Raw genomic sequence first — 25,174 nt, forward strand, 5'->3', positions numbered from 1 at the left:
ATGAGCGGACACTGTGGCGCATGTGACCAATGAGCCCAGTGTTTCTGAGACCGGTGCCCTTCGGGAGCACCGCCACCCCCTCACCCCGATGGGATCTGCATGTCCATAGTCAGACGTGTCACCGCGCGCCGCCTGCTGGGGACGGGCGCCGCGGCGCTCGTCCTCTGCGCCGTCTCCGCCCCGACCTCCTGGGCCACCGGCACCCCCGGTGGCGAGGGCTGGAATTCCGGCGGCAGCTACAAGCCCGGCACCGGAGCCGGCACGGAGACGGTGACCGACCGCTGTCAGTTCTCGCTCGACGGCACGAACTTCTACGACTCGGTCAAGGTCGACGACCAGAACCTCAAGCCGACCGACGACGGCAAGGTCCACGTCAAGGTCCGCACGGCGGGCGACGCGACCACCTGCACGGCCTCCCTGGCCTCCTACCTCGCCCACGGCGCCACCTTCGCCACCTCCGGCGAGCAGGTCTTCGTCGACTTCGACACGGTGACCGTGAAGCCGGGCCAGACCGAATCCCTCGACATCGCGGTGCCGGACGCGGGCTGCTTCGCGCAGATCGACCTCTACCGGGGTGCGGTCAAGTTCGACGGCGTCCTCGACGCGAACGACGGCTTCGTCCACGGCGACCTGCCCAAGGGCCCGGACCGTCCGGTCATCAAGGACAAGCTGATCGCGGCCTGGAACGGCGGCACGAAGGACTGCACGACGGCCCCGTCCGAGCCCCCGGCCACCCCGACCCCGACCCCGTCGACCCCGTCGGAGGAGACGACGCCCCCGGCCACGGAGCCGGCCACCGAGGCCCCGACCCCGACCCCGTCGGCCTCGACGACGACCGAGACCCCGACGCCGTCGGTCTCGGAGTCCACCACCGCCCCGGCCACCACTCCGAACGGCGGCGGCGACGACCTCGCCGAGACCGGCGGCAGCAGCGCGACCGGCCCGATCGCGATCGGCGCGGCGGTGCTCCTCGCGGGCGGCGCGGGCATCGTGGTGGCCACGCGACGTCGCAAGGCGGCTCGCCCGTAGTCAGGTGACGACAGCGAGTCGCATTGCGGCTCGCTCCTGGTCAGGTGACGACAGCAAGCCGCATGGCGGCTCGCTTTCGGCAGGGTGACGACAACGCCGGTCGGGCAGCCCGCTCGACCGGCGTTCAGCCGTCCGCCGCACAGTGCTCGAGCAGCGCGGCGACGTCTGCGTCCACCACCCGGTACCGCACGACCCGCCCCTCCTTGGCCCCTTCCACGACCCCCGCCGCCCGCAGCAGCCTCAGCGCCTGCGACACGGCGGGGTCGTTCATGCCGGTGGCGATCGCCAGGTCGGACACGGCCAGTGGCCCGGTCCGGTGCAGGGCGAGCAGCAGTGCGAGCCTCTTGGGATCGGCGAGCAGCGAGAAGCGGTCGGCCCAGGTGCGGACGTGGCCGGGTTCACCGATCGCGGCGATCGCGTCGCACACCCGGTGCCCGTCAATGGTTCGGCGATCCGCTCGGTCGGCCGGAACGAGATGCATGCCGCCCATCCTCGCAGGCGCTCTTGTGTGATCTTCCATACCTGCGCAGGTGCGCAGCTATGCAGAAGACCGTCTGCCCACCTACGGTGGGCGGGCCGTGGTGCTCGGGAAGCCGGTGACGGCCCCTCAGGGGGTCCATGCCGGAGCGGCCCTCGCCACTGTGATCGGGGAGTTCGCGTACCGCCGTCCCGCGAGGGACGAGCCACTGGCCGCCGCAAGGGGGCCGGGAAGGCAGGTGCGCGGACGCACGACCCGTCAGCCAGGAGACCGGCCGCGGCATCTCACGAGGTGATCCACGAGGTGCTGGAGCGTGACCGCATGACCCTGCCCGACCCTGCCCGGACGTCCCCCGCCGCGACGTCCCCCGCCGCGACGTCGGCGTCGTTCAAGTGGCGCCGGGAGGACACCCTCAAGACCGCCGGCCTGATGGCGGTCGTCGCCGCACTCCACGTCGTGGCCTTCGGGGTGCTGTTCCTCCTCGTCGTCCCCGGGCACTACGAGGTCGACAACAAGGCCTTCGGCATCGGTCTCGGCATCACCGCCTACACCCTCGGCATGCGGCACGCCTTCGACGCCGACCACATCGCCGCGATCGACAACACCACCCGCAAGCTCATGGCCGACGGCAAGCGGCCGGTGTCGGTGGGCTTCTGGTTCGCGCTCGGCCACTCCAGCGTGGTGGTGCTCCTCGCCCTGCTGATCGCGGGCGGCACGCAGCTCGCCGGAAAGGTCATGAACGAGGACTCCGGCACCCACCAGGTCCTCGGCTTCCTCGGCACCACGATCTCCGGCACGTTCCTCTACCTCATCGCCGCCCTGAACCTCGCCGCCCTGCTCGGCATCCTGAAGGTGTTCAAGGCGATGCGGGCGGGCTCGTACGACGAGAAGGAGCTCGAACAGCACCTGGACTCGCGCGGGTTCATGAACCGGATCCTCGGCCGCCTCACCAAGTCCATCAGCCGCCCCGGCCAGATGTACCCGCTCGGCTTCCTCTTCGGCCTCGGCTTCGACACCGCCACCGAGGTCACCCTGATGGTGATGGCGGGCTCGGGCGCGGCGGCCGGGCTGCCCTGGTACGCGATCCTCTCCCTGCCCCTCCTCTTCGCCGCCGGCATGAGCCTGTTCGACACCCTCGACGGCACGTTCATGAACTTCGCCTACCAGTGGGCGTTCTCCAACCCGGTTCGCAAGGTCTTCTACAACCTCACGATCACCGGGCTGTCCATCGCCGTCGCCTTCTTCATCGGCACCATCGAACTCGTCGGCGTCCTGCACGAGAAGCTCGACCTGACCGACACGGTCACCACCTGGATCGCCGGCATCAACCTCGACAGCGTCGGCTACGTCATCGTCGGCCTGTTCGTGGTGGTGTGGGCGGCGGCCATCGGCTACTGGCGGCTCGCGAAGGTGGAACAGCGGTGGGCGGTACGGCCGGCGGGAGCCGGGTCCCGGTCCGCGGGCTGAGACGCGCCGCGCGTCTCAGCCGACGAAGTCGGCGATGAGGGCGGCGAACTCGTCCGGGGTGGCAAGCCGGATGCCGAGGCTTTCCGCCTTGGCCCGCTTGGATCCGGCGCCTTCTCCGGCGACGACCAGGCTGGTCTTCTTGGAGACGCTGGAGGAGGAGCGGCCGCCGGCGCGTTCGATGAGCTCGTTCATCTCGTTCCGGCTGAGCTCCCCCAGTGCGCCCGTCATCGCACCCGTCACCACGACCGTCATCCCGTCCAGCGGCAGACCCACCCCGTCCGCGGTCACCGGCGGTCCGTCTCCGGCATCGGCGGCGGCACCGGTCGTGGGGGAGGGCGGGGTGGCGCCGGGTTCGGTCATACTCACCCCGGCCGCGGCGAGCTTGTCGATGAGCGGGGCGAGTTCGGCGAGTTCCGCCACGATCGACGGGGCCTTCTCGGTGCCGATGCCCTCGACCTGCTGCATCGCTTCGGCGTCCGCGGCCCGGATGTGATCCATGGTGGCGAAGTAGCGGGCGATACGGCGGGACATGGACCGGCCGGTGCCCCGCACGCCGAGCGCGCACAGCACCCGCGACAGCGGCTGCTCCTTGGCCCGGCCGAGCGCGGCGAGGAGGTTGTCGGTGCTGGTCTCCCCCATCCGCTCCAAGCCGAGGAGCTGGTCGCGGGTGAGGGTGAACAGGTCGGCGAGGTCGGCGGCCAGACCGGCCTCGACGAGCTGGACGACGCGGGTGTGGCCGAGGCCCTCGATGTCGAGCTGGTCGCGGCCGGCGGCGTAGGAGAGGGCGGCCACGAGGTGGCAGTTGCGGCCGTTCTCGCACCGCCAGCGCTGCTCGCTGGTGTCGATGTCCGACCCGCACCGCGGGCAGACCTCGGGGAAGGCGATGGGCTGTTCGTCGCCGGTGCGCAGGTGGGCGACGGGCGCTTCGATGCGGGGGATGACGTCGCCGGCCCGGTGGACCATGACGTGGTCGCCCAGGCGCAGGTCGCGGCGGGTGATGTCGCCGGGGTTGTGCAGAGTGGCGTAGGTGATGGTGGCGCCGTCGATCTCGACCGGCTCCAGCACGGCACGCGGGGCGATGATGCCGGTGCGGCCCACGTTCCACTCCACCTCGAGGAGCCGGGTGATCTTCTCCACCGCGGGCAGCTTGTAGGCGATCGCCCAGCGCGGGGCACGCGAGCCCGAGCCGGCGGCCTGCTGGTCGGCGGCCAGGTCGGCCTTGATGACGATCCCGTCGATCCCGAACGGCAACTCGGCCCGCAGCTCCGCGATCTCGCTCACCCGGGCCAGGACCTGCTCGGCGGTGGCGGCGGTGACGCCGGGCACGGCGGTGGCGGCGGTGGTGTTCACTCCGTACGCGGCGGCCTGCGCCATCAGGTCGCTGTGCGCGAGCTCCAGGAGCCGCTCCGCCGGCGCGGTCTCGGTACCGGGCACGGGGAGGAGCCCGTAGCCGAAGAACGTCATCGGCACGGTGTAGGCACGCTCCCTGGCACGCAGGCTGCCGGCCGAGGCACCACGCGGATTGGCGAACGGCTGCCCGCCGTGCGCGGTGCGCACCTCATTGGCGTGCTCGAACTGGGCGGTGGTCATCAGGACTTCGCCACGCACCTCCACGGTGACCGGCTCGGCAAGCTGCTCGGGCAGGCCCTCGATGGTGCCGATCGCGTGCGAGACGTCCTCCCCGGCGGTCCCGTCGCCGCGGGTGATCAGCTGTCTCAGCCGGCCGCGGGTGTAGCGGGCGGCGACCGCGAGCCCGTCGAGCTTCGGCTCCACGCTGAAGCGGGTGACGTCGTGGCCGATGCGCCGGGCCAGTGACTCGGTCCAGGCGGTGAACTCCTCCGGGGAGAACACGTTGTCCAGACTCAGCATCGCCACCGTGTGCGGGACGTCCCCCTCCACCGCACCGCCGGCCACCTTCCCCGTCGGCGAATCCGGCAGCACCTCGTCGGGATGACCGGCCTCCCACGCCTCGATCCCGCGCACCAGCCGGTCGTAGGTGTCGTCGTCCAGCGGGGAAGTGCCGTCCGCGTAGTAGGCGGCCGCGGCCTTCACCACGGTCTCGACCGCCTGCGCGTAGGCGGCGGCATCCACGATCCGAGCAGCTGGTGTCGTCATGCCCGTCATCCTGCCTGCCACCACTGACAACGCCCCTGCAGGCCGCCCGCCGTGAGGACGCCGTCCTGGTACCGGGGGACCAGGAGCCGGGTGCGGCAGCAGCCGGGTGCGGCAGGCTGATGTGACGGGCGGATGAGCTGCCGATGCCGCCGTCCGCGTGACATGCGGCCCGTTCTGCAACCGGCTGGTGCACGGACCGACTCCTGGCTTGCAGAACCGAATACCCCTCACGCGAGGAGATCCTCATGACTGCCACGGTTTTCGAGTCCGACGCGGCGCAGGCATTCTTCGATCCCTACGCCTGTGACGTCCCCGACTCCTCCAGCCGGGAGCCGGCTCCGCAGCCCGAGCAGGACGACTACCTGCTGCCGCCCCCGAACCCCGCCCAGCGCCTCGACATCTCGGTCGGCCCGCGCGACCGAAGGCGACTGGACCTGCACGCCGCCCTCACCACGGCCGGCGTCCCGCCCCAGCTCGAGGACCGGGAAGCCATCGACCAGCTCAGCGCCCTGCCCGACAGCATCAACATGACCATCCAGCGCTGGATCCACCACACCACGCAGGCCTGGTCCACTGCCTATTAGGCCAACGGCCGCACGCGGCCGAAGGGCTGGTCACCCCGGCCCGTACGGCCCTTCACGGCCTAGGCGCCCTCCACCGTCGTCAGCCACAGCTTCACGTAACGCTCCACGTCCACGCCCAACGCCACGTCCACCAGCCGCTGTTCACGGCCGCCCTCGTGGATCTCGGCCTCGCCGGGGCGTGGACGGCGGTCGGCGATCGTCTGGCCCCGCGTCGGTCCCGGGGCCAGGCTCACCTCGACCGGGAGGCGTTCGGTGGTGATGCCCTCCGGGTCGACGACCGCGCAGACCGCGCCCGCGTCGCCGAGGCCGCCCGTGGGGGTGGGGTCGCCGGAGGTGGCCGGGTCGCGGTGGGCGAGGAGTTCGCCGGCCAGGCGGAGGCGGGGTTCCGAACTCGCCCGCAGCCGCTGCACGTCCGCCGCCGGGACGACGACCCGCTCGAACACGTCCAGGCCGTACATGGTGATCGGCACCCCGGCCGTGAGCAGGATCGCGGCCGCCTCGGGGTCGTGCCACACGTTGAACTCCGCGACCGGCGTGGCGTTCCCGGTCGCCACCGCGCCGCCCATGAACACGATCCGCTCGATGTTGCGGACCACCTCGGGGTGGGTGCGCAGCAGCAGCGCGATGTTCGTCAGCGGCGCGGTGGGGATGAGGGTGACCGGCGTCGGCGAGGCGAGGATCTCCCGCCGCAGCAGGGTCACCGCGTCCACGTCCACCGGCACCCGGGTCGGCGCGGGCAGCCCCAGGTCGCCCATCCCGTCCTGCCCGTGCACGTGCCGTGCCACCCGCACCGGCTCGATGAGCGGGCGTTCGGCACCCCGAGCGACCGGGATGTCACCGGCGCCGGCCTGCTCCAGCACGGTCAGGGTGTTGCGTACGACCCCGTCCACGTCGGTGTTGCCGGCCACACAGGTCACCGCGCGCACATCGAGCGCCGGGTGTCGTACGGCGAACAGCAGGGCCAGGGCGTCGTCGACTCCCGTGTCGCAGTCGATGATCACCGGGATGGGCTGACCGGTCACGGCGGCGCTCCTCACTACATAGGTGTGTCCGCGGTCCTACGACAGTGACCTTACGCAGGCCCCCACAGTTCGGTCCCGCGAGCACCGACCCGGGCGGCGATCCGGTCCAGCAGCTCCGCGACCGGCACCGCCCCCGGACGGCTCCCGTCCCGCAGCCGTACGGCCGCCAGGTCGTCCTCGGCCTCCCGCTCCCCGATCACCGCCTGGTACGGCACGAGTCGCGCCGCCCGGATGCGGGCGCCGAGGGTGCCGTCGCCGGGGCCGTGGAGTTCCGCCCGCAGTCCCCGCGCCAGGGCCTGCCGTACGACCTCGTGAGCCCGTTCCTCCTGCGCGTCCGCCACCGGCAGCACCACCAGCTGCACGGGCGCGAGCCATGCCGGGAACGCGCCGCCGTGCTGCTCGATGAGGTGCGCGACCATCCGTTCCACGCTGCCGATGATGCTGCGGTGCACCATGACCGGCCGGTGTTTCGCCCCGTCGGCTCCGATGTAGTGCAGGTCGAAGCGTTCGGGCTGGTGGAAGTCGATCTGGACGGTGGAGAGGGTGGCCTCGCGGCCGGCGGGATCGGCGATCTGGACGTCGATCTTGGGGCCGTAGAAGGCGGCCTCGCCCTCCGCGGCCTCGTATTCCACGCCGGAGGCGTCGAGCACCTCCCTGAGCAGCGCGGTGGCCCGCCGCCACAGGTCCGGGTCGGCGACGTACTTGCCGCCCTCGCCGGGCAGGGAGAGCCGGTGGCGGGCGGGGCGGATGCCGAGGTCGGCGTAGGCGCGGCCGATGAGCTCCAGGGCGGCGCGGGCCTCGTCCACGGCCTGGTCCAGGGTGCAGAAGATGTGCGCGTCGTTGAGGTTGATGGACCGGACCCTGGTCAGGCCGCCCAGCACCCCGGACAGCTCGGAGCGGTACATGCCGCCCAACTCGGCCATTCGCAACGGCAGTTCACGGTAGCTGTGGGAGCGGGAACGGTAGATCAGCGCGTGGTGGGGACACAGGCTCGGCCGCAGCACGACCTCCTCCGCGCCCAGTTCCATCGGCGGGAACATGTCCTCGCTGTAGTGGGACCAGTGCCCCGAGATCTCGTACAGCTCCCGCTTGCCGAGGACCGGCGAGTACACGTGCCGGTAGCCGGCGGCGCGTTCGGCCTCCCGGACGTACTCCTCCAGGGTGTGCCGTACGACGGCCCCGTCGGGCAGCCAGTAGGGCAGACCCGCGCCCATCAGCGGGTCGGTGTCGAACAGGCCGAGTTCACGGCCGAGCCGGCGGTGGTCGTGCGAACCGGTCATGGCGCTCATGGCGGTTTCTCCTCACGGTGACCGGAGACGAGCCCCCGCACGGCGAAGCCCCGGGGCACTCGCCCCGGGGCTTTCGACTGGGTCAGCTGTCAGCGCGCCGGGACACTCTCCGGCGTCGTCGTGAGAGACACGAGTACTACGTGGGCGCGCTGCATGGGGGAACGCTAACAAGGGGTGGAGAGCGGGGCGACGGGTTTTCCGCCGGGCGGCACCCCGCAGCGCCGGGCTGCGCACCCCCTCGGCACCGAGGCCCCTCACCCGGACGGACCGGCTCGCTGGTGGCGGGTCGGTCCCGGTGGTGCCGTAAGAGGGCGCACTCGATCTTGGCCGCCTCAAGGAGCCCTCGATGACACCACCCCCGGCCCGCACTCTCGCCGCCGCGCTCACCCTGTGCGCCCTCCTGACCGCGACCGCCTGCTCCGCCCTCACCACCCCGCCCACCGCCGAGAAACCCGATCTCTCCGCGACCGGGAAGAGCCCGGCCCCGGCCGCCACCTCCGCCCTCACCCAGGCGCAGGCGCAGTCCACGCTGCTCACCGACGCCGATCTGGGGGAGCCGTGGACGCCGACGCAGTCCACCGCGACCTGGCACGACACCGTGCTCAAGGCGACGACGAAACTGCCGGACTGCCGGCGCCTGCTCGGCACCCTCTACTCCGAGGAGCTGTTCGGCGCGGACGCCCGCCCCCGCGCGGTGGTCAGGCTCGACGACGACTGGAACGAGGCCCAGTTGCGCCAGCAGTTCGTCGCCCACCCGGCGGCGGACGTGGACCGCACGCTGGCCTGGCTGAGGACGCTGCCGAAGAAGTGCGGGAGGTTCACGGCGAAGACCGCCCAGGGCGACGTGCACGCCGTCGAGGTCACCGCGGCCCCGCTGCCGGAGGTCGGGGAAGCCCGGGCGGGGCTGCGGATCATCGTGTGGGGCGAGACGGCCGACGGCGAACCGGCCGCGTTCACCCTGAACGTCGCCGCCGTCCGCATCGGCGACGACGCGATCGGTCTCACCCACGGCGGCTTCGGCGAGGTGTCGCCCGAGGTCGCGCAGGCGGTCGTCCAACTCGGGGCGCAACGCCTGACGGAGGTCCGCAAACAGGCGCGGGTGCAGGTCTGAGCTCCCACGACGCCACGGCGGTTCAGTCCCCGTCGCCGTCCCGGTCGAACCTCGTACGGAGTCCGACCACGTCCCGCGCCATCTCCAGCGCCGTACAGCTCTCCGCGAAGGCGTGGGCGCGCAGGCGGGCCAGGGCCTCGTCGGAGTCGACGCCGAGCTGGGCCATGATCATGCCGACGGCCTGGTACACCTCGTCCTGGTCCTTGGCCAGGCCGCTCATCCAGGGTTCCGACTCCCGGCCCTCGTTCTCCTCGCCGCGGGGCAGTGCCATCAGGGCGACCGTCATCACGCTGGCCACCAGCAGTGCGGTGCGCAGTTGGCGGGGAGTGAGCTCGCCGGGGGTGTCGCGGTAGAGGTCGAGGGTGCCGAAGCACACGGAGTCGTTGCCCAGCGGGATCGAGAACATGGCCCGTACCCCGGCAGCCGTGGCCTGCTGGGCGAAGACCGGCCAGCGGTGGACGTCCCGCCCGGCCGTGAGGTCGCAGGCGAGCACGGGGGCGCCGATCCGGGCCGCGTACAGACAGGGCCCGTCACCCAGGGTGGCCTGGATCTCCGCCACGCGGCGGGCCTGCTCGCTGCTCGCGCTGAGCCGTACCGGCATGCCGTCGCTGTGCAGCGCCACGCTCGCGCAGACCACCGGCAGCAGCTCGACCGCCACCCCGCACAGCCGCCCGGGGAGCTCCCTGGGCTCGACGTCCCGCACGCCCTCCGCGATCACGTCGACGGCCTGCAGGCGGTCCCGGGCGAGTTCGCGCTCGGCATCGAGGTCCGACGCCCCGAGAGGCTCCGGGTACCGGGGGTGCGGCGGATGCCGAGGGTGACCGGGCTCGCCGCTATCCGCCCCGTGCCGGCCGGGCTCGTCACCGTGGGCGCCCTCTGGGCCGTCCCTGGGACGCACGGCCACCGCCTCCTTTGATCACAGCGCGCCCACCCTCGTACTGGCCCCCTCGGGGGCGACGCCCGACTACCCCTCGGCCGAAGGGCGAAACCCCGCCCGGCCTTCCCCGCTCAGGGGGGAGGGCCGGGGCCACAGCGGGCGCACCTCGGGCGGCTGCCCGCCGACCTTCGTGACGATGTCGGCGGCGAGCTCTCGCAGCTTCACGTTCCGGTGCTGCGAGGCCTGGGTGAGGATCTCGAAGGCCCGCCCGGCGGTGCACGACTCCTGGGACATGATGACGCCGAGGGCCTGGTCGATGACCGTGCGCGAGGCGATCGCGGTCTGCAGGTCCATGCTGAACTGCAGCTGCCCCGCGAACTTCAGCGCGACGCCGAGCGCGCCCGACGCGTGCCCCGCGAACACGGCCGCCTGCTCCCGCACCGGCCGGGTGAAGCTGTGCGGCTTCGCGGCGTACATGTTCAGGACGCCGGCGACGTTCTGCCGGGGCGGGACCAGGGGCAGCGCGAGCACACTGCACATGCCGCTCTCGCGGGCCAGCTTCGGGAAGGCGCCGAAGCGCTCCTCCTCGTCGACGTCGTCGATGTGGTGGGGCGTGCCCGTGCGCAGCGTCTCCAGACAGGGGCCCTCACCCACGTCGTACTGGCGCTGGTCGAACACGTCCACCGCCTCGTCGCTGGCGGCGGCGGTGTAGGGATGGTCCGGGTCCTCGGCGCGCAGGGTGACCGAGCAGTGCACCTTGGCCGGCAGGGCCGTCGCGGCGAGCGCGACGAGTTCCCGGAGAAAGTCCTCGATCCCGTCGGCCTCCAGCAGCAGCGCCTGCAACCGCACGAGGAGCTCCTCGCCGCCCTCAGGCCCGGTGGGCGGGGAAGCGGAAGATGAATCCGTCACGAAGGCCTCCCAAGAACGACGACACGGTGGATGACCGTGGTCCGCTCGCCGGGTACCCCCTATCGCTGCTCGTACGGATCCGCCGGCTGTTCCACCCGCTTCACCGAGCTGACGTCGAGCACCGGCGGCCAGGCCGCGTCGCTGCCGAGCCTGCCCTTCGGATGCCAGGTGCCGGTCACGGTGATCCAGGTGTCGACCGGCGGCGCGTCGTCCCCGCGCATCTCGACCTTGCCCGCCGTCGCGTCGGCGGCACAGCAGGTGACGAAGAGCCGGGTGACGTACCAGGTGCCGTCGTCGCCGTGCGTGACGAAGCCCGTCATCCGGACCGTACGGCCCCGCAGCGACCGCCCGCTGTCGTAGATCGCCCGGGAGCTGAACTCGGCGAGGGTCAGCTCCACCGGGTCCCCGGAAGCGAGCGCCGGGAAGGTCCCGACCCCCTGCGCCGCCCGCTGGGCGGCCTCGCGCCCGGCGCTGTACGACCCGAGCGCGGGCGGCGGGAACAGCAGCAGGGCGAGGGCGGGCAGGGCGAGGAGCCAGGCGACGCGGGGGCCGTGGTGATGGTCATGGCCGTGCCCCCCGTGCTCGGCGTGTTCGTCGTGGTCCCCGTGCTCGTCGTGCTCCCCGTGCTCCCCGTGCTCGGCGTGCTCGGCGTGTTCGGCGCCGGCGGGCGAGAACCGCCGTACCACCGCCATCACCACCCCCAGCAGCAACAGCACCACCCCCGACACGACCAGGTACGGGCGCAACGAGGCCTGCACGTACCGCAGGTACAGCTCGCTGAACAGGGATATCCGCAGGATCGCCGCGCCCATGAGGGCGAGGAGGAGGGGGGAGCCGTACCGTCGTACGCTCACAGCAGCCACCACCCCGCCAGCACGCTGCTCGCCACGGCCACCACCCAGGTCGCGGCCGAGAACCGTACGGCGAAGGCACGCCCGAAGGTCCCCGTCTGCAGGGCGATCAGTTTCAGGTCGACCATCGGCCCGACGACCATGAACGCCAGCCGGGCGGTGGGCGAGAAGCCGCTGAGCGAGGCGGCGACGAAGGCGTCGGCCTCGCTGCACACGCACAGGACGACGGCCAGGACGGCCAGCAGCAGCACCGACAGCCACGCCGAGCCGGTGAAGACGTCGAGCACGGACCGCGGGACGGCGATGTCGAAGGTCGCCGCAGCCGCCGCACCGAGGACGAGGAACCCGCCGGCGTGCAGGAAGTCGTGCTGGAGCCCGGCGCCGAAGGCCCGCAGACCACCCCCGCCGGCCGGGGTGCGCCGCCTGGGCAGTCGTATCCACTCGTCCCGCCCGAACCGGGCCCACAGCCAGCCCATCACCACGGCCGTCCCCAGCGAGGCGACCAGCCGCCCGAGCACCATCTCCGGCTGCCGGGGGAAGGCGAGGGAGGTCGCCACCAGCACCACCGGATTGATCGCGGGCGCGGAGAGGAGGAAGGCGAGGGCGGCCGCGGGGGCCACCCCCCGGCTCATCAGGCTCCCGGCCACCGGCACGGACGCGCACTCGCACCCGGGCAGCACGACTCCCGCGGCCCCCGCGACCGGCACCGCTAGGGCCTGGTTGCGCGGGAGGAGCCGCTTGAACACCTTCTCCGGCACGAACGCTCCGATCGCCGCCGAGACGACCGTGCCGAGCAGCAGGAACGGCACGCCCTGGACGGCGACCGCCGTGAAGACGGTCCACCAGGCGGCGACGGTCGGGGTGTACAGATCGAGCGCGAGCATCGGCCCGAGGACGGACACGACCGTCGCGATGGCGAGCAGCGCCGCCCCGCCGAAGACGGCGTAGAAGAGCGCGCGCACGGCGAGGCGCACGCTGTCGCCCGCCGTCCGTTGGTTCTCCACGTGCCTGTCCCGGTAGTCCGTTGGTCTCAGCGCACGGTAGCCGGGACCGCTGTGGGCCGCCCCGGTTTCGTCACAGAGGAGGCTGTGCGGGCGCGGGCCCGAGGGTGGTCGTCCCCGGGGCCGTACGGTGTCCGAGCCCCGTCCGGTAGGCGTCCAGCGCCGCCTCCACCCGCCCCGTGCGGCGCAGCAGATCCCCCAGCAGCCGGCACAGGTCGGCCAGGTCACCGGCCGCACCCGCGCGCTCCAGCAGGCTCAGGGCGCGTACGTAGTGCTCCTCGGCTGCCTCGGTGTCCCGGGTGTCCTCGGCGATGATGCCGAGGAGGCGGTGGGCGGCGGCGGAGTGCAGGGCACCGCGTTCGGCGGTGAAGTCGCTGAGCACGTCGTGCAACAGGGCGGCGGCCTCCTCGGACTTGCCGCGCCGGTGCAGTACGTCGGCCAGCTCGACGCCGACCTGGCTGGAGTAGAGGGCGGCCCGCTTGGCGGAGAGCATCGTGAGGGCCTCCCGCAACTCGGCCTCGGCGCGCCCCAGTTCGCCGTTCTGCGCGTAGACGTACCCGCGCATCCAGTGGCAGTTGGCGAGTTCGGTACGGAGCTGGAGCTGCCGGTACAGCTCGGCCGCCTTGGCGAGCGAGGCGTCGGCCTCGGCGATGCGGCCCTCGGCGAGCAGGGTGCGGGCGACCGAGCGGTGCATACGGGCCACGAGGGCGGGGTCGCCGGCCTGGGGTGCGAGGGCGAGGGCGAGTTCGGCGGCCTGGGCGGCGCGGGCGTGGGCGCCCATGTCCATGTAGGGGCCGATGACGCTGGCGTAGAGGAGGAGCAGCGCGTCGGGGTCGTGCAGGCCGCCGCGGTTGAGCTCGTCGAGGGTGGACTCCAACAGGTATACGGCGTAGCGGAGTTCGCCGCCGAGGTAGTGAGCGACGGCCCGGCCCCGGATCGCCGGGACGCGGGCGGGGAGGGGGGCGTCCGCACGGGCGAGCGCCTCCTCGGCCCGCTCGAAGTACAGCCGGGCGGCGGCCAGGTCGCCGGTGTCGATGCCGGACTCGCCGAGCCCGAGCAGGGCGTCGGCCTGTTCGCCCACCAGACCGTGTGCCTCCGCCTCCGCGAGGACCGCCGCGAACCCCTCGGCCGCGGCCTCGGTGGCACCGGTCGCCAAGGTGCGCTGGGCGCCGGTCAGATGCAGCCGCAGCTCGGTGACCAGGCGGGCCGGGCGCCCGGTCGCCAGCTCCTCGAAGCCGACGCCGAGCCGCTCGGCGAGATGCCTGAGCGCGTCGTCGGAGGGGCGGACGCGGCCGGCTTCCAGGGTGGAGATGTAGGCGGGCGTGTAGGCCGGTTCGGCCACCTGCCTCTGGGTCAGCCCGCGATCGATCCGCAGCTGCTGCACCCTTCGCCCGATGGTCACCGGGTCGTCGCGCTCCGACATGACCAACTCCCCTGGTGCCTCTTGCCGTTCGACTCGGACAGCCCCTAGGTTAAACGGCGTATTAACCATGCTTAATACGCCGCTGCTTCTGTTGTTCTCGTTGTTGCCGTGGGTGTTCCTGTTCCTGCTGTTCTTGTCGCCGCTGCGAGGTTGTCGTGCCTGAACGCACCAGCGCCACCGAGCGTTACGCCAGGGGCATCGTCGCCGCCGTCGTCGCGGTCGCCGCCCTGGTACTGGCGGCGAACGCGGGCCCGGCGAGAGCGACGGAGTCCCGGCCCGCGCAACACGCCACGCAGGTCACGGGCTCCGCGGCTCCCGCCGGTCGCTAGCCGTACCCCTGATTGCCCACCCCCGGCCTACAGGTCGTCGAGGAGGCTCGTCACCGAGCCGTTCTCGAAGATCTCCCGGATCGCGTGGGCGATCACCGGGGCGATGGACAGGACCTGCACCTTGTCCAGGCCCGTCGCGGCGGCCGTCGGCAGGGTGTCGGTGAACACGAAGCGGCTGACCCGCGAGTGCTTCAGCCGCTCCACCGCCGGACCGGACAGGATGCCGTGCGTGGCCGCCACGATGACGTCCTCCGCGCCGCTGTCGTACAGCGCGTCCGCCGCCGCGCAGATCGTGCCCGCCGTGTCGACCATGTCGTCGACCAGCACGCACACCCGGCCCTCGACCTCGCCCACCACCTCGTGCACGCTGACCTGGTGGGCCACGTCCTTGTCCCGCTTCTTGTGGACGATCGCCAGCGGGGTGCCCAGCCGGTCGCACCACCGGTCCGCGACCCGCACCCGGCCCGCGTCCGGCGACACCACCGTCAGCCGGCCGTGATCGCTGCCGGCCGCGATGTGGTCGGCGAGCGTCGGCAGCGCGAACAGGTGGTCCATCGGACCGTCGAAGAACCCCGCGATCTGGTCGGTGTGCAGGTCGACGGTGATGATCCGGTCCGCCCCCGCCGACGCCAGCAGGTCCGCGAGCAGCCGCGCCGAGATCGGCTCGCGGCCCTTGTGCTTCTTGTCCTGCCGCGAGTAGCCGTAGAACGGGGCGACGACGGTGATGCTGCGGGCGGAGGCCCGCTTCAACGCGTCGATCATGATGAGCTGTTCCATGATCCACGTGTTGATGGGCGCGGTGTGGGACTGGATGACGAAGCAGTCCGCGCCCCGCACCGACTCCTCGTAACGGACGTAGATCTCCCCGTTGGCGAAGTCCCGGGCCTGCGTGGGCACCAGGCGCGCGCCCAGCTCCGCTGCGACCTTCCCGGCCAGGTCCGGGTGGGCCCGGCCGGCGAAGAGGAGCAGGGTGCGCTCGTTGTTGCGGGCGCCCCTCGCGAGTTCGCCCCTCACCGGCCGAGGGCGGGGTAGTCGGTGTAGCCGCGGTGGTCGCCGCCGTAGAACGCCGACTCGTCGGCCTCGTTGAAGGGGCCGCCGGCCGCGATCCGGGCGGGCAGGTCGGGGTTGGCGAGGAACAGCGCGCCCAGCGACACGGCGTCCGCCAGACCCTCGTCCAGCACCTCCTGCGCGGACTTCGCCGTGGCCGGGAAGGAGTCCGGCGCGGCGTGCGGGTTCAGCACCAGGTTGCCCCGCCACAGGTCGCGCACGGCCCGCGTCACCGGGCGGGTCACGATCTCGCACACCTCCAGGAACGCGAGCTCCGGCAGGGCGGGGACCAGGGCCGCGTACAGGGCCTCGGTGTCGCCCTCGGCGATGTCGTTGTAGGGGTTGCCGGGCGAGATGCGCATGCTGGTGCGCTCGTTGCCGATCGCGGCGACGACGGCCTCGGCGACCTCCACCGTGAAGCGGATGCGGTTCGCGATCGAGCCGCCGTAGGCGTCGGTGCGGTGGTTGGTGTTCTCGGCGAGGAACTGGTGCAGCAGGAAGCCGTTGCCCGCGTGGATCTCCACCCCGTCGAAGCCGGCCTCGACCGCGTTGCGGGCGGCCGTCGCGAAGTCCCGTACGGTCGCGGCGATCTCGTCGACCGTCAGCTCGTGCGGCACCGGGTAGTCCTGCATGCCGCCCGGGGTGAAGCACTGGCCGGCCGCGGCGACCGGCGAGGGCGCCACGGAGGTGTGGGCGCTGTCGTACAGCGACGGGTGGCCGATCCGGCCGGAGTGCATCAGCTGGACCACGATCCGGCCGCCCGCGGCGTGCACGGCGTCGGTCACCGCCCGCCAGGACGCGACCTGCTCGGGGTGGTGCAGGCCGGGCGTGTTGAGGAAGCCCTGGCCGACCTGGGAGGGCTGCACGCCCTCGGTGATGACGAGGCCGGCGGAGGCGCGCTGGGCGTAGTACTCGGCCATCAGCTCGGTGGCGCCGCCGCACGGCTTGGCCCGGTTGCGGGTCATCGGCGCCATCACCAACCGGTTGGCCAGCGGGATCTTGCCGAAGGTCACGGAGTCGAACAGCGAGGTCATGCGGGTGGTCTCCCTATGAGTGGCGGTGGTCACGAGTGGTCGGTGCGCAGGCGGGCGTACGCGGCGGCCATCCGGCCCCCCACCTCGGCGGTGGAGATCAGGACGGCCATGTTGGCCTGCGCGGTACGGCCGCCGGTGGCCCGGTCGACCGCGTGCATCAGGTACTTGGTGAGGCCCTGGCCGGTGACGCCGTCCCGCTCGGCCTGGGCGAGCGCGTCGGCGATCGCGGCCTCCGCCTCGGCGGCGTCGACCGCGTCCTCGGCGCGGGGCGGGGTGGTGACGACGAAGGAGCCGGGGTGGCCGGCCGCCCAGTGCAGGCCGACGGCCCTGGCGATCAGGTCCTCGTCGTCGATGCGGTGCGGGGACTTCACGCCGCTGGAGGCGCAGTAGAACGCGGGGAAGTCGTCGGAGCCGTAGGAGACGACCGGGACGCAGTGCGTCTCCAGGTACTCCATGGTCAGCTTCAGGTCGAGGATCATCTTCGCCCCGGCGCACACCACCGCGACCTTGGAGCGGGTCAGCTGGATCAGGTCCGAGGAGACGTCCATGGTGGTCTCGGCGCCCCGGTGCACCCCGCCGAGCCCCGCGGAGGAGAAGAACGGGATCCCGGCGAGCTCGGCGGCCACCAGCGAGGAGGCGACGGTGGTCGCACCCCGGCCGCCGCCCGCCAGGACGATCGGCAGGTCCCGGCTGGACACCTTCGGAATGCCGGGCTCGGACGCGAACCGCTCGATGTCCCGCTCGGTCATGCCGACCCGGATCGCGCCGTCCTCGACACAGATCGTCGCCGGCACCGAGCCGCCCTTGCGGACGGCGGCCTCGACCAGGTGAGCGGTCTCGGCGTTGTACGGGTACTTCAGGCCGTGCGTGATGACGTTGGACTCCAGCGCGACGACCGGACGGCCCTCGTGCAGGGCCGCACGGACCTCTTCGGTGAAGACGAGGGGGATCGTGCTCATGAGGTTCCTTCGGTCGGGACGGGCTTGGAGTAGCTGGGCTGCTTCCACAACAGGTGGGCGCGCGCCTCGAGTTCGGGCACGTGCACCTCGGCGACCCAGCGGGACTGCTCCACCGCCTGCACGGCGATCGACACCGCGCCCGGCTCGCAGCCGAAGCCCTTCGTGATCGTCTCGGTCAGCGCCGCGACCAGGTCCGCCTTCTCGGCGTCGGTGAAGGTGCGCGGCCAGTGCCTGATGCTGACGTGCGGCATCGCACGGCTCCTTTCCGGGGTTCCGGGGACCTCGCCCCCGTGGCGGGGGTGTCACACGGGGGCGAGGAGTCTGCGGATGACGGGTGTTACCGACGACCCGTCATGTCATGGATGGCGGCGACGAGTTCACCGACGCCGTGCTCCTTCAGCACGCCGTAGTGGTCGCCCTCCAGCTCGACGATCCGCGGCGGTGCGGCGGAGTAGCCGGAGCTGTCCTCCACGAAGGAGTAGTCGTCGCCCCGCGCCTTGAAGATCGTGACGGGCGCCTCGATGCGGCGCTCGCGCAGTTCGCGGAAGCTGTACTCGAACTCGTAGGTCTCCGTGACGATCCGGGTGATCCGGCGGATCGTTTCCGCGCCGAGCTGGGGCAGCAGACCGGACACATACCCGACGAAGGAGTCCTCGTCGACCGCCCGGGTGAGGCACTCCTGGAGCTCCGGCCCGTGGATCGTGCCCGTGAACACGGAGAACAGGATGGTCACATAGGCGGGGTTGGCGTACGAGGCCTCGCGCCCCCACTGCCGGCCGTCCTCGGTGCGCACGCGCGGGTTGCCGGGGCAGATCAGCAGCAGCCGGTCGACCTTCTCGCCGAACTGCTCCAGCTGCCACGCCGCCTCGAACGCCACCCGCGCGCCGAACGAATAGCCCCACAGGGTGTAAGGACCGGACGGCTGGTTCCGCCGGATCTCGGCCACGTCGGCCATCGCCATCTCGCGGATCGTGCCGTACGGCATCTCACCCGGGTTGATGCCGTGTGCCTGGACGCCGTAGAAGGCGCGGTCGGGGGCGGCCTCGCGGCCGAGCAGGCGCAGGTTCATCGGGTAGCCGCCGAGGCCGGGCCAGCAGAACACCGGGCGGTCCCCGGCGCCACCGCCGTGCAGCGGGACGAGGCGGGAGACGCGGCTCGGGGCGCCCTCGTCGACACGGGCGGCGAGGTCGGCCAGCTTCGGGGACTCGAAGACGACCTGGAGCGGCAGGGTGATGCCGAACTCCCGGTTGATCCGGTTGACCAGTGCCACCGCGTGCAGGGAGTTGCCGCCGGAGGCGAAGAACTCGTCCTGCGTGGAGACGTCCTCGTACTTCAGCGCGCGGCCCCACTCGCCGGCCAGCCAGTGCTCGGTGGCGGTCGCGGGCGCCACGTACTCGGCCGACGTGCGGGCCTGGGCGATCTCCGGCAGGCGGGCGGTGGCCTTGGCGTCGATCTTGCCGTTGGCGGTCAGCGGCAGCTCGTTCACCACCAGCACCCGGGCGGGGATCATGTAGTCCGGCAGGAACCGCGTGAGGTCGTCGCGGATCATCTCCGCCGGGCCCTTGGTGTGCACGGCGTCCTCGTTCATGCCCTCGTGCGCGGCCTGCTCGTCGCTGATCCGGCCGCCGACGAAGAAGTACGAGGCGGGCGCGGCCGGTTCACCGGCGGCGGCCAGCAGGTCGTCCAGGCGGCGCGAGGCGGGCAGCGGATGGCCGGACTTGGAGGAGTAGCCGGACGACATGAGGCCGAAGTCCGGCCGCCGCTGGAGGTGGTGCAGCGCGGTGCCGAGGACGACGTAGCGCAGCCACTCGGCGTCGGGGCGGGCCACCGCGCTGACTCCGAACGCGGCCCGCTCGTACACACCCTGGTTGATCGCGATGACGTGCCGCTTCTCGACGACGTCGGAGCCCATCGGCTCCAACTCCCCGCCCCGGTACCGGTACAGACCGGCGGCCAGCCCCTGGACGCGCTCCTCGTGGGCCTGCACGTACAGGTCCACCTGCTCCGGCCGCACGCGCCCGTCGTTGCCGGTGACGGCGAAGGTGCCCAGGTACAGGTCCTCGTCGGCCACGCCGAGCCGGTCCTTGACCGACGGCTCCAAGCCGTACGGCTCGATGGTCAGGCCGTGGGCGGGCAGGACCTCCTCGAACACGCCGACCATGTGGCCGGCCTCGAACTCCAGCACCTCGGCGATGTTGTTCTTGTACACGGGCTCGATCGCCCGCAGCTTGCCCACGAAGTGGACCCGCAGCCCGTGCGCCGGGAAACCCTCGGACACGTCACCGAGGCGGACGAGGGTGTGGTCGACCGGGTGGTGGTAGTACAGGCCCGCCTCCAGACCGGGCAGCCCGCTCGCCTCCAGGTACATCTGCGTGGCGTACAGGGCGCCCGGGGAGGCGTAGGCGTACTTCGGCAGCAGCCGCTCCGCGCTGCGGAACGGGCCGAACCAGCGCAGGATCTCCCCCAGTTCGGCCGACGACAGCTCGCCGACGGGCCGGGTGTACGACGACACCGGGCGCGGGGCGAGCAGACCGAGGACGTCCGCGGCGGTGACCGGGCCGCCGTCGTAGAAGCGGTAGGTCTTGCGGGCGAACGCCGCCCGCCGCTGGGCCGCGGTCGCCTCCCGGCCGGGCAGCTCGACCGTTTCGCGGCCCGCCAGCTCCTCCGGCTCGCGCAGGCCCGGGTTGGACAGCTGGGCCTTGACCTGGAGCTTGGACGCCTTGGACTGGTGGTGGGCGGCGTCGCCGCGGCCCTGGTCCATGACGGCGGCGGTGCGCTCGTTCAGCTCCACCGCGGCGACGAGGGCCTTGCTCCCGGTGCGCGGGTCGTCGGTGACGACGGACGCGGCCCGCCGTACCCACGGGTGCTCCTCGACGCGCGAGGCCACCTCCTCCAACTCGACGCGGTAGCCGCGCAGTTTGACCTGGTTGTCGGTACGGCCCATGAACTGGATCGTGCCGTCCGGGTTCCACTGGCACAGGTCGCCCGTGCGGTACAGCCGCTCCGTCGGGTTGAAGGGCGAGGTGACGAACCGGGCCGCGGTCTGCTCCGGCAGGCCGATGTAGCCGCGGGCGACCTGGGCGCCGCCGAGGAACAGCTCCCCGCTCTCGCCGATGTCCACCGGCTGGCGGTTCTCGTCGAGGATGTAGCAGGTGACGTTGTCGGCCGGGGTGCCGATCGGCACGATCCCGGAGGGTGCCCCGCCCAGGGTGTCGGGGTCGATCCAGTGCGAGGTGGCGTTGATCGTCGTCTCGGTCGGCCCGTACAGATTGACCACCGACACCCCGGGCAGCGCCGCGAACAGGTCCTTGGCGAGGGTGCGGGTCAGGGCCTCGCCGCCGGAGAAGACCCTCGTCAACGAGGAGCAGGCGCCCAGCTGTTCGGTGTCGACGAGAGCCTGGAGCAGGGTCGGCACCGCCTGCAGGGCGGTCACCCGGTGCTCGCAGATCGTGGTGACGATCGCCTCGGGGTCCCGGAAGATGCCGGGCGCGCCCATCACGACGCGGGCACCGGTGACGGGCGCCAGGATCTCCCACTGGGCCGCGTCGAAGCTCATCGGCGTCTTCTGCAGGATCGACACCTCGGGGCCCAGGTGACCGAAGTTGGCCAGCCACTGCATCTGGGAGACGATGCTGCGCTGCTCGATCATCACGCCCTTGGGGCGGCCGGTGCTGCCCGAGGTGTAGATGACGTACGCGAGGTGGTGGCCGCGGTTCTGCGGCAGCGGGACGGGTGGCAGGTCGGGGACGTCGGAGGCGGTGACGACGGTGGTGCCCTCCGGGACCAGGCGCAGGGCGCGCTCGCGCAGATGGTCCTGGGTGACGACGACCCGGGCTCCGGAGTCCTCGACCATGAATCTCAGCCGGTCCTCCGGATAGTCCGGGGACAGCGGCAGATAGGCGGCGCCGGCGGTGAGGATGCCCCACACGCCGGTCATCAGCTCGGCGGACGGCTCGGTGAACAGACCGACGCAGGTGTCCGGTTCGACGCCGAGCCGGACCAGATGGGTGCCGAGCCGGCGGGCGGCCGCGTCCAGCCCGCCGAAGGTGAGGTGACCGCTCTCCCCGGAGGCCTGCGGCAGGGTGACGGCGATGTCGTCGGACCGCAGGCGGGCCTGGTGGGCAAGGAGAGCGGGCAGCGAGACGCCCATGTGGGACACGCCGGGTATCGGCGCACGGGTGCTCATGACGGTGTTTCCCCCCGGAAGAAATACGCCCCGTTCAGGGCGGTGATATGCGGATGCTCACTCACGCACGGCGCGCGCTTCCCTGGTGCGCGCGCCGGTTGTGGGCGTTGTGTCGCTTCTCGTAGGCGTGCTGTCGCTTCTCGTAGGCGTGGTGTCGCCTTGTGGCAGGCGTGCTGTCGCTTCTCGTACGGCTTGTGCGTACGGCTGTTTCAGACGCGGGCGTCGTTCGCCACGCGGCCGACGGCCGGGCTCTCTGTCGCCGCCGGCGGCGCGGGCTTCCCGGCGCGGGGCTGGGCGAGGACGACGGCTCCCACGACGGCCGCGGCGCCGAGGAGTTGCAGCGGGCGCAGCGACTGGTCGAGGAAGAGGTAGCCGAGGATCGTCGCGCACAGCGGCGAGGCGAACGACAGGAACGAGGCCGCCAGCGCGGGAAGCCGGGACAGACCGCGGAACCACAGGACGTAGGCCACGAGGGCGCCGATGATGCCGAGGTAGGCGAAGCCGCCGACGTTGCCCCAGGTCAGGTGGTCCGGCAGCGGTTCGCCGGCCAGCGTGATCGGCAGCAGGAACAGGCCGCCCACCGTGAGCTGCCAGCCGGTGAACGTCAGCAGGGTGACGCCCTCGGGGCGGCCCCACCGCTTGGTCAGCACGATGCCGGCGGCCATGGACAGCGCGCCCAGCAGACCGGCCACCACGCCGATGCCGTCCAGGCCCGCGTGCGGCTGGAGGACGAGCAGGGCGACACCGGCCGCGGCGATCAGACAGGAGGCCACGTGCACGGGCTTGATGCGGTCCCCCAGCAGCACCGCCCCCAGCAGCAGCACGATCATCGGCTGGACGGACATGACGAGGGCGGCCACGCCACCGGGCAGGTGATAGGCGGCCAGGAAGAGGAAGTAGAAGAACGCACCGATGTTCAGGACACCGAGCACGATCGCCCGCCACCACCAACTGCCCTTCGGCAGAACCCGGGTGGCCGCAAGGAGGATCAGGCCGGCCGGCAGCGCCCGTACGGTCGAGGCCAGCAGGGGCCGGTCGGGCGGCAGGAACTCGGTGGTGATCAGGTAGGTGGAGCCCCATACGGCGGGGGCGAGGGCGGTGACCGCGGAGGTGGTCGCGAGGCGTTGGCTGGTCATGTCCGGGCTCCGGAATCGGTGGTGCCGAAGAACCGGTCGCCGAAGTCGCCGATGCCCGGAATCATGAACGCGTGTTCGTTCATCCGGTCCTCGATGGCGCTGGTGACGATCCGCACGCGCGGCCGCTCGGTGGCGACGCGGCGCAGGCCCTCGGGCGACGACAGAAAATTGATCATGATGATGCGGTCCTCGCGCACGCCTGCCTCCAGCAGGACGTCGACGGCGGCGAGCGCGGACCCCGCGGTGGCCAGCATCGGCTCGAGCAGCAGCACGTGCCGTTCGGCGATGTCGGCGGGCAGGTGCCGGTAGTACAGGTGGGGCTGCTTGGTCTGCTTGTCGCGCTGGATCAGGATCTTGCCGATCCGGACGCCGGGCAGCAGATCGCGCAGCTCGCCCTCCATGGCCTCGCCGGCCCGGATCACGGACACGCCGCACAGCTCGGCGGCGAACTCCAGGCCGTGGTAGGTGGTGCCGACCGGAGTGGTGACCTCCTTCTTGGTGAAGGGGAGCAGGTCCATTCCGGACTCCAGCAGGAGGCGGATGATGCGGCGGGAGTAGAAGACGAAGTCCTCGCGGGCGCAGTCCCGGTCGCGGATGATCGTGTGCATCGCGCGGAGCTGGTCGGTCTGCGGAAGGGGGTGGACGTTGTGGCCGGTGGTCACGACGGGATCTCCTCGGTGGTCCTCGGGGTGTTCCTCGGTGCGCCGGGGTGTGCCGCGTGCTCCTTGCGGGATGTACGGCTCGAACTCGAAGGAGCAGGCGGGGCAGCGGGGCGGCCGGGCTGTCCCCGGACCGGCCGCCCCTGTCCGGGGAGGGTCAGGCGATCTCGTCGAAGGCGCGGCGCGCCTCGGTGACGAACTTCGCGACCTTGGCCCGGTCCTTGCGTCCGTCGGGGCCCTCGAGGCCGGTGTGGGCGTCCACGGCGGCGGGGCGGACCGTGCGGATCGCGTCGCCGACGTTCTCCGGGTTCAGACCGCCCGCCATCATCAGCGGCTTGGGGGAGCGTCGGACCAGCTCGGCCGAGACGCTCCAGTCGTGGGTGAGGCCGGTGGCGCCCTTGGCGCCGGTCTTCGGGTCGAACGTGTCCGTGATGTACATGTCCACGTACGGGTGCGTCTCGTCGACCAGCTTCAGCAGTTCGTCGGCGTTGTCCTCCTTGACCACGAGGGACTTCAGGACGAACAGCTCCGGCCGGATCTCCTTGAGCCGGCGCAGTTCCTCCGTCGCCACGTCCCCGTGCAGCTGTACGGCCACGACACCGAGCTCGTGGCAGAACTCGCTGACCTCCTCGGCGTCGGTGAGGTAGCTGATGAGGACGCCGGCGTGCGGGGCGTCGAGGCCCTTGATGATGACGGCGGCGTCCTGCTCGGCGATGTCGTCCTTGCCGGACGGCAGCCGCAGGGCGAAGCCGATCCAGTCGGCGCCCTCCGCGATGACCATGTCGGCTTCGGCGGCGTCGATGATGCCGGCGACCTGGACGAGCTTGTTCACAGTGGTCATGAAGACCATCCCCCTGTTGAAGAACCTGCTGGTGAAGTTGTTCGACGTGATTGATTGAATGGCAAACGTGTTCTCGCGGAGCGCCTCAGCGGCCGTACGACTCACTGAAGCAGGTCAGCGCACGGTCCCGGCGGCCCGGGTGGAGCCGGGTCTCGGCCGGGTAGCCCAGCGGCATGAGCAGGGCGATGTGCACGTCGTCGCGTCCGTCGACGCCGATGGCCTTCTTGACCTCCTCCTCGTCCCAGCCGTTCATCGGGCTGGTGGCGAGACCGGCCGCCTGCGCGGCGATCATCAGGAACGAGGCGGCGATCATGGCGTCCTTGACGGCGTACTCGCGCTCCAGGCCACGCCGGCTCGGGTCCTCGTAGAAGGCACGGGCGTCGTCGGGCGAGGCAGCGGCGAACTTCCCCGACCAGGCACCGCCCTCGAGGGCCGTCTCCCAGATGTCCCCGCGGTCCTCGCACCAGGCGGCGGACTCGGCGACGAAGACCAGCATGACCGGCGCTTCCTGGGGATGCGGCTGGCCTCCGGTGGCCCGGGTGAGGGCCTGACGCCCCTCCTCGCCGGCCACGACGACGATCGAGCGGGCCTGGAGGTTGAAGCTGGACGGCGCTTCCAGGGCCAGGTCGGTGAGCTCGCGCAGCAGCGGGGCGGGGACCGGGTCCGGCCGGTAGTGGCGGACACTGCGGCGCGTGCGGATGACCCGCGCCACGGTGGAATGATCTGCCTCGGCGGTCGTCACGATCCGGCCTTTCGACGTCGAACTATCTGACATCGAGAAGCTAAGCAGTACGCTAGAACTTAGTCAAACGGTTTGACATCGAATT

At 71.8% G+C, this 25,174-nt stretch carries 23 protein-coding genes and 1 riboswitch; of the genes, 5 read left to right on the forward strand and 18 right to left on the reverse strand.

What is annotated here, in order from left to right; genetic code table 11:
• The first annotated feature begins 99 nt into the window (after window positions 1-99).
• The gene (locus ADK57_RS20485; protein ID WP_053750925.1) at window positions 100-1,029 is read left to right on the forward strand and encodes an LAETG motif-containing sortase-dependent surface protein; all 930 of its coding nucleotides are present in this window, start codon (window positions 100-102) and stop codon (window positions 1,027-1,029) included.
• Between the two features lie 124 nt (window positions 1,030-1,153).
• On the opposite strand, the gene ADK57_RS20490 is transcribed toward ADK57_RS20485, so the two are convergent.
• Window positions 1,154-1,510, reverse strand: coding sequence for an ArsR/SmtB family transcription factor (locus tag ADK57_RS20490; RefSeq protein ID WP_053750975.1), 357 nt, complete (start codon window positions 1,508-1,510; stop codon window positions 1,154-1,156).
• Window positions 1,511-1,577: 67 nt separating this feature from the next.
• Window positions 1,578-1,801: riboswitch (cobalamin riboswitch) on the forward strand.
• 27 nt (window positions 1,802-1,828) lie between these two features.
• Here ADK57_RS20490 and ADK57_RS20495 point away from each other — a divergent pair.
• Complete coding sequence (locus ADK57_RS20495) at window positions 1,829-2,974, forward strand: HoxN/HupN/NixA family nickel/cobalt transporter (protein WP_053750976.1); 1,146 nt, start codon at window positions 1,829-1,831, stop codon at window positions 2,972-2,974.
• A gap of 15 nt (window positions 2,975-2,989) precedes the next feature.
• On the opposite strand, the gene ligA is transcribed toward ADK57_RS20495, so the two are convergent.
• Window positions 2,990-5,098 carry an NAD-dependent DNA ligase LigA gene (gene ligA, locus ADK57_RS20500; protein WP_053750926.1) on the reverse strand — a complete coding sequence of 703 codons (2,109 nt, stop codon included), beginning with the start codon at window positions 5,096-5,098 and terminating at the stop codon, window positions 2,990-2,992.
• A gap of 236 nt (window positions 5,099-5,334) precedes the next feature.
• On the opposite strand from ligA, the gene ADK57_RS20505 reads away from it, so the two are divergent.
• The gene (locus tag ADK57_RS20505; RefSeq protein ID WP_053750927.1) at window positions 5,335-5,673 is read left to right on the forward strand and encodes a hypothetical protein; all 339 of its coding nucleotides are present in this window, start codon (window positions 5,335-5,337) and stop codon (window positions 5,671-5,673) included.
• A 59-nt stretch (window positions 5,674-5,732) separates the two neighbouring features.
• Here ADK57_RS20505 and ADK57_RS20510 read toward each other — a convergent pair whose 3' ends face one another.
• Together ADK57_RS20510 and thrS are read right to left on the reverse strand one after the other, a co-directional pair.
• A complete protein-coding gene (locus ADK57_RS20510) occupies window positions 5,733-6,695 on the reverse strand; it encodes a nucleoside hydrolase (protein WP_053750928.1) in 963 nt (320 codons plus the stop codon).
• 50 nt (window positions 6,696-6,745) lie between these two features.
• Entirely contained in the window at window positions 6,746-7,975 is a 1,230-nt protein-coding gene (gene thrS, locus ADK57_RS20515) for a threonine--tRNA ligase (RefSeq protein ID WP_053750977.1), read from the reverse strand.
• A gap of 355 nt (window positions 7,976-8,330) precedes the next feature.
• Here thrS and ADK57_RS20520 point away from each other — a divergent pair, with 355 nt between their 5' ends.
• Complete coding sequence (locus ADK57_RS20520; protein ID WP_053750929.1) at window positions 8,331-9,095, forward strand: hypothetical protein; 765 nt, start codon at window positions 8,331-8,333, stop codon at window positions 9,093-9,095.
• Between the two features lie 22 nt (window positions 9,096-9,117).
• On the opposite strand, the gene ADK57_RS20525 is transcribed toward ADK57_RS20520, so the two are convergent.
• From ADK57_RS20525 to ADK57_RS20545, 5 genes are all read right to left on the reverse strand, one after another.
• Window positions 9,118-9,999: a GAF and ANTAR domain-containing protein gene (locus ADK57_RS20525; RefSeq protein ID WP_053750930.1), complete on the reverse strand. Its 882-nt coding sequence runs from the start codon at window positions 9,997-9,999 to the stop codon at window positions 9,118-9,120.
• Window positions 10,000-10,059: 60 nt separating this feature from the next.
• Window positions 10,060-10,881 carry a GAF and ANTAR domain-containing protein gene (locus ADK57_RS20530; protein ID WP_078973240.1) on the reverse strand — a complete coding sequence of 274 codons (822 nt, stop codon included), beginning with the start codon at window positions 10,879-10,881 and terminating at the stop codon, window positions 10,060-10,062.
• Window positions 10,882-10,940: 59 nt separating this feature from the next.
• Window positions 10,941-11,693, reverse strand: coding sequence for a TIGR03943 family putative permease subunit (locus ADK57_RS20535; protein WP_053750978.1), 753 nt, complete (start codon window positions 11,691-11,693; stop codon window positions 10,941-10,943).
• Window positions 11,694-11,731: 38 nt separating this feature from the next.
• Entirely contained in the window at window positions 11,732-12,736 is a 1,005-nt protein-coding gene (locus ADK57_RS20540; RefSeq protein ID WP_053750932.1) for a permease, read from the reverse strand.
• 70 nt (window positions 12,737-12,806) lie between these two features.
• The gene (locus ADK57_RS20545) at window positions 12,807-14,156 is read right to left on the reverse strand and encodes a helix-turn-helix domain-containing protein (RefSeq protein ID WP_053750933.1); all 1,350 of its coding nucleotides are present in this window, start codon (window positions 14,154-14,156) and stop codon (window positions 12,807-12,809) included.
• A gap of 155 nt (window positions 14,157-14,311) precedes the next feature.
• Here ADK57_RS20545 and ADK57_RS50520 point away from each other — a divergent pair, with 155 nt between their 5' ends.
• Window positions 14,312-14,485: a hypothetical protein gene (locus ADK57_RS50520; protein ID WP_199830636.1), complete on the forward strand. Its 174-nt coding sequence runs from the start codon at window positions 14,312-14,314 to the stop codon at window positions 14,483-14,485.
• Between the two features lie 27 nt (window positions 14,486-14,512).
• Here ADK57_RS50520 and ADK57_RS20550 read toward each other — a convergent pair whose 3' ends face one another.
• The 9 genes from ADK57_RS20550 to ADK57_RS20590 all read right to left on the reverse strand — a co-directional run bounded on the left by ADK57_RS20550 (window position 14,513) and on the right by ADK57_RS20590 (window position 25,059).
• Window positions 14,513-15,499 (reverse strand): ribose-phosphate diphosphokinase, encoded by a 987-nt coding sequence (locus ADK57_RS20550; protein WP_053750934.1) that lies wholly within the window; start codon window positions 15,497-15,499, stop codon window positions 14,513-14,515.
• Window positions 15,496-16,566, reverse strand: a complete 1,071-nt coding sequence (locus tag ADK57_RS20555; RefSeq protein WP_053750935.1) for an alkene reductase — start codon at window positions 16,564-16,566, stop codon at window positions 15,496-15,498. Before ADK57_RS20555 ends, ADK57_RS20550 begins: the two co-directional genes overlap by 4 nt.
• 29 nt (window positions 16,567-16,595) lie before the next feature.
• On the reverse strand, window positions 16,596-17,525 hold the full coding sequence (locus ADK57_RS20560) for a pseudouridine-5'-phosphate glycosidase (protein ID WP_053750936.1): 930 nt from the start codon (window positions 17,523-17,525) through the stop codon (window positions 16,596-16,598).
• Window positions 17,522-17,776: a tautomerase family protein gene (locus ADK57_RS20565; RefSeq protein WP_053750937.1), complete on the reverse strand. Its 255-nt coding sequence runs from the start codon at window positions 17,774-17,776 to the stop codon at window positions 17,522-17,524. The genes ADK57_RS20560 and ADK57_RS20565 overlap by 4 nt, the downstream gene beginning before the upstream one ends.
• An 86-nt stretch (window positions 17,777-17,862) precedes the next feature.
• A complete protein-coding gene (locus tag ADK57_RS20570) occupies window positions 17,863-21,711 on the reverse strand; it encodes an amino acid adenylation domain-containing protein (protein ID WP_053750938.1) in 3,849 nt (1,282 codons plus the stop codon).
• A 209-nt stretch (window positions 21,712-21,920) separates the two neighbouring features.
• Window positions 21,921-22,847, reverse strand: a complete 927-nt coding sequence (locus tag ADK57_RS20575; RefSeq protein WP_053750939.1) for an EamA family transporter — start codon at window positions 22,845-22,847, stop codon at window positions 21,921-21,923.
• Window positions 22,844-23,509 (reverse strand): uracil phosphoribosyltransferase, encoded by a 666-nt coding sequence (gene upp / locus ADK57_RS20580; protein WP_078973241.1) that lies wholly within the window; start codon window positions 23,507-23,509, stop codon window positions 22,844-22,846. Before upp ends, ADK57_RS20575 begins: the two co-directional genes overlap by 4 nt.
• A 154-nt stretch (window positions 23,510-23,663) precedes the next feature.
• The gene (locus ADK57_RS20585) at window positions 23,664-24,347 is read right to left on the reverse strand and encodes a phosphoribosylanthranilate isomerase (protein ID WP_078973243.1); all 684 of its coding nucleotides are present in this window, start codon (window positions 24,345-24,347) and stop codon (window positions 23,664-23,666) included.
• Window positions 24,348-24,432: 85 nt separating this feature from the next.
• Window positions 24,433-25,059, reverse strand: a complete 627-nt coding sequence (locus tag ADK57_RS20590; protein WP_234390331.1) for a nitroreductase family protein — start codon at window positions 25,057-25,059, stop codon at window positions 24,433-24,435.
• Window positions 25,060-25,174: the final 115 nt, after the last annotated feature.

Source organism: Streptomyces sp. MMG1533 (genome assembly GCF_001279775.1).
GTDB lineage: Bacteria > Actinomycetota > Actinomycetes > Streptomycetales > Streptomycetaceae > Streptomyces.

What these genes read in the sequence shown, in the direction of transcription:
- ADK57_RS20485 (WP_053750925.1), top strand. Translation starts at nt 100, where the DNA reads ATGTCCATAGTCAGACGTGTCACCGCGCGCCGCCTGCTGGGGACGGGC.
- ADK57_RS20490 (WP_053750975.1), bottom strand. Translation starts at nt 1,510, where the DNA reads ATGCATCTCGTTCCGGCCGACCGAGCGGATCGCCGAACCATTGACGGG.
- ADK57_RS20495 (WP_053750976.1), top strand. Translation starts at nt 1,829, where the DNA reads ATGACCCTGCCCGACCCTGCCCGGACGTCCCCCGCCGCGACGTCCCCC.
- ligA (WP_053750926.1), bottom strand. Translation starts at nt 5,098, where the DNA reads ATGACGGGCATGACGACACCAGCTGCTCGGATCGTGGATGCCGCCGCC.
- ADK57_RS20505 (WP_053750927.1), top strand. Translation starts at nt 5,335, where the DNA reads ATGACTGCCACGGTTTTCGAGTCCGACGCGGCGCAGGCATTCTTCGAT.
- thrS (WP_053750977.1), bottom strand. Translation starts at nt 7,975, where the DNA reads ATGACCGGTTCGCACGACCACCGCCGGCTCGGCCGTGAACTCGGCCTG.
- ADK57_RS20520 (WP_053750929.1), top strand. Translation starts at nt 8,331, where the DNA reads ATGACACCACCCCCGGCCCGCACTCTCGCCGCCGCGCTCACCCTGTGC.
- ADK57_RS20535 (WP_053750978.1), bottom strand. Translation starts at nt 11,693, where the DNA reads ATGGGCGCGGCGATCCTGCGGATATCCCTGTTCAGCGAGCTGTACCTG.
- ADK57_RS20545 (WP_053750933.1), bottom strand. Translation starts at nt 14,156, where the DNA reads ATGTCGGAGCGCGACGACCCGGTGACCATCGGGCGAAGGGTGCAGCAG.
- ADK57_RS20555 (WP_053750935.1), bottom strand. Translation starts at nt 16,566, where the DNA reads ATGACCTCGCTGTTCGACTCCGTGACCTTCGGCAAGATCCCGCTGGCC.
- ADK57_RS20560 (WP_053750936.1), bottom strand. Translation starts at nt 17,525, where the DNA reads ATGAGCACGATCCCCCTCGTCTTCACCGAAGAGGTCCGTGCGGCCCTG.
- ADK57_RS20565 (WP_053750937.1), bottom strand. Translation starts at nt 17,776, where the DNA reads ATGCCGCACGTCAGCATCAGGCACTGGCCGCGCACCTTCACCGACGCC.
- ADK57_RS20570 (WP_053750938.1), bottom strand. Translation starts at nt 21,711, where the DNA reads ATGAGCACCCGTGCGCCGATACCCGGCGTGTCCCACATGGGCGTCTCG.
- ADK57_RS20575 (WP_053750939.1), bottom strand. Translation starts at nt 22,847, where the DNA reads ATGACCAGCCAACGCCTCGCGACCACCTCCGCGGTCACCGCCCTCGCC.
- ADK57_RS20585 (WP_078973243.1), bottom strand. Translation starts at nt 24,347, where the DNA reads ATGACCACTGTGAACAAGCTCGTCCAGGTCGCCGGCATCATCGACGCC.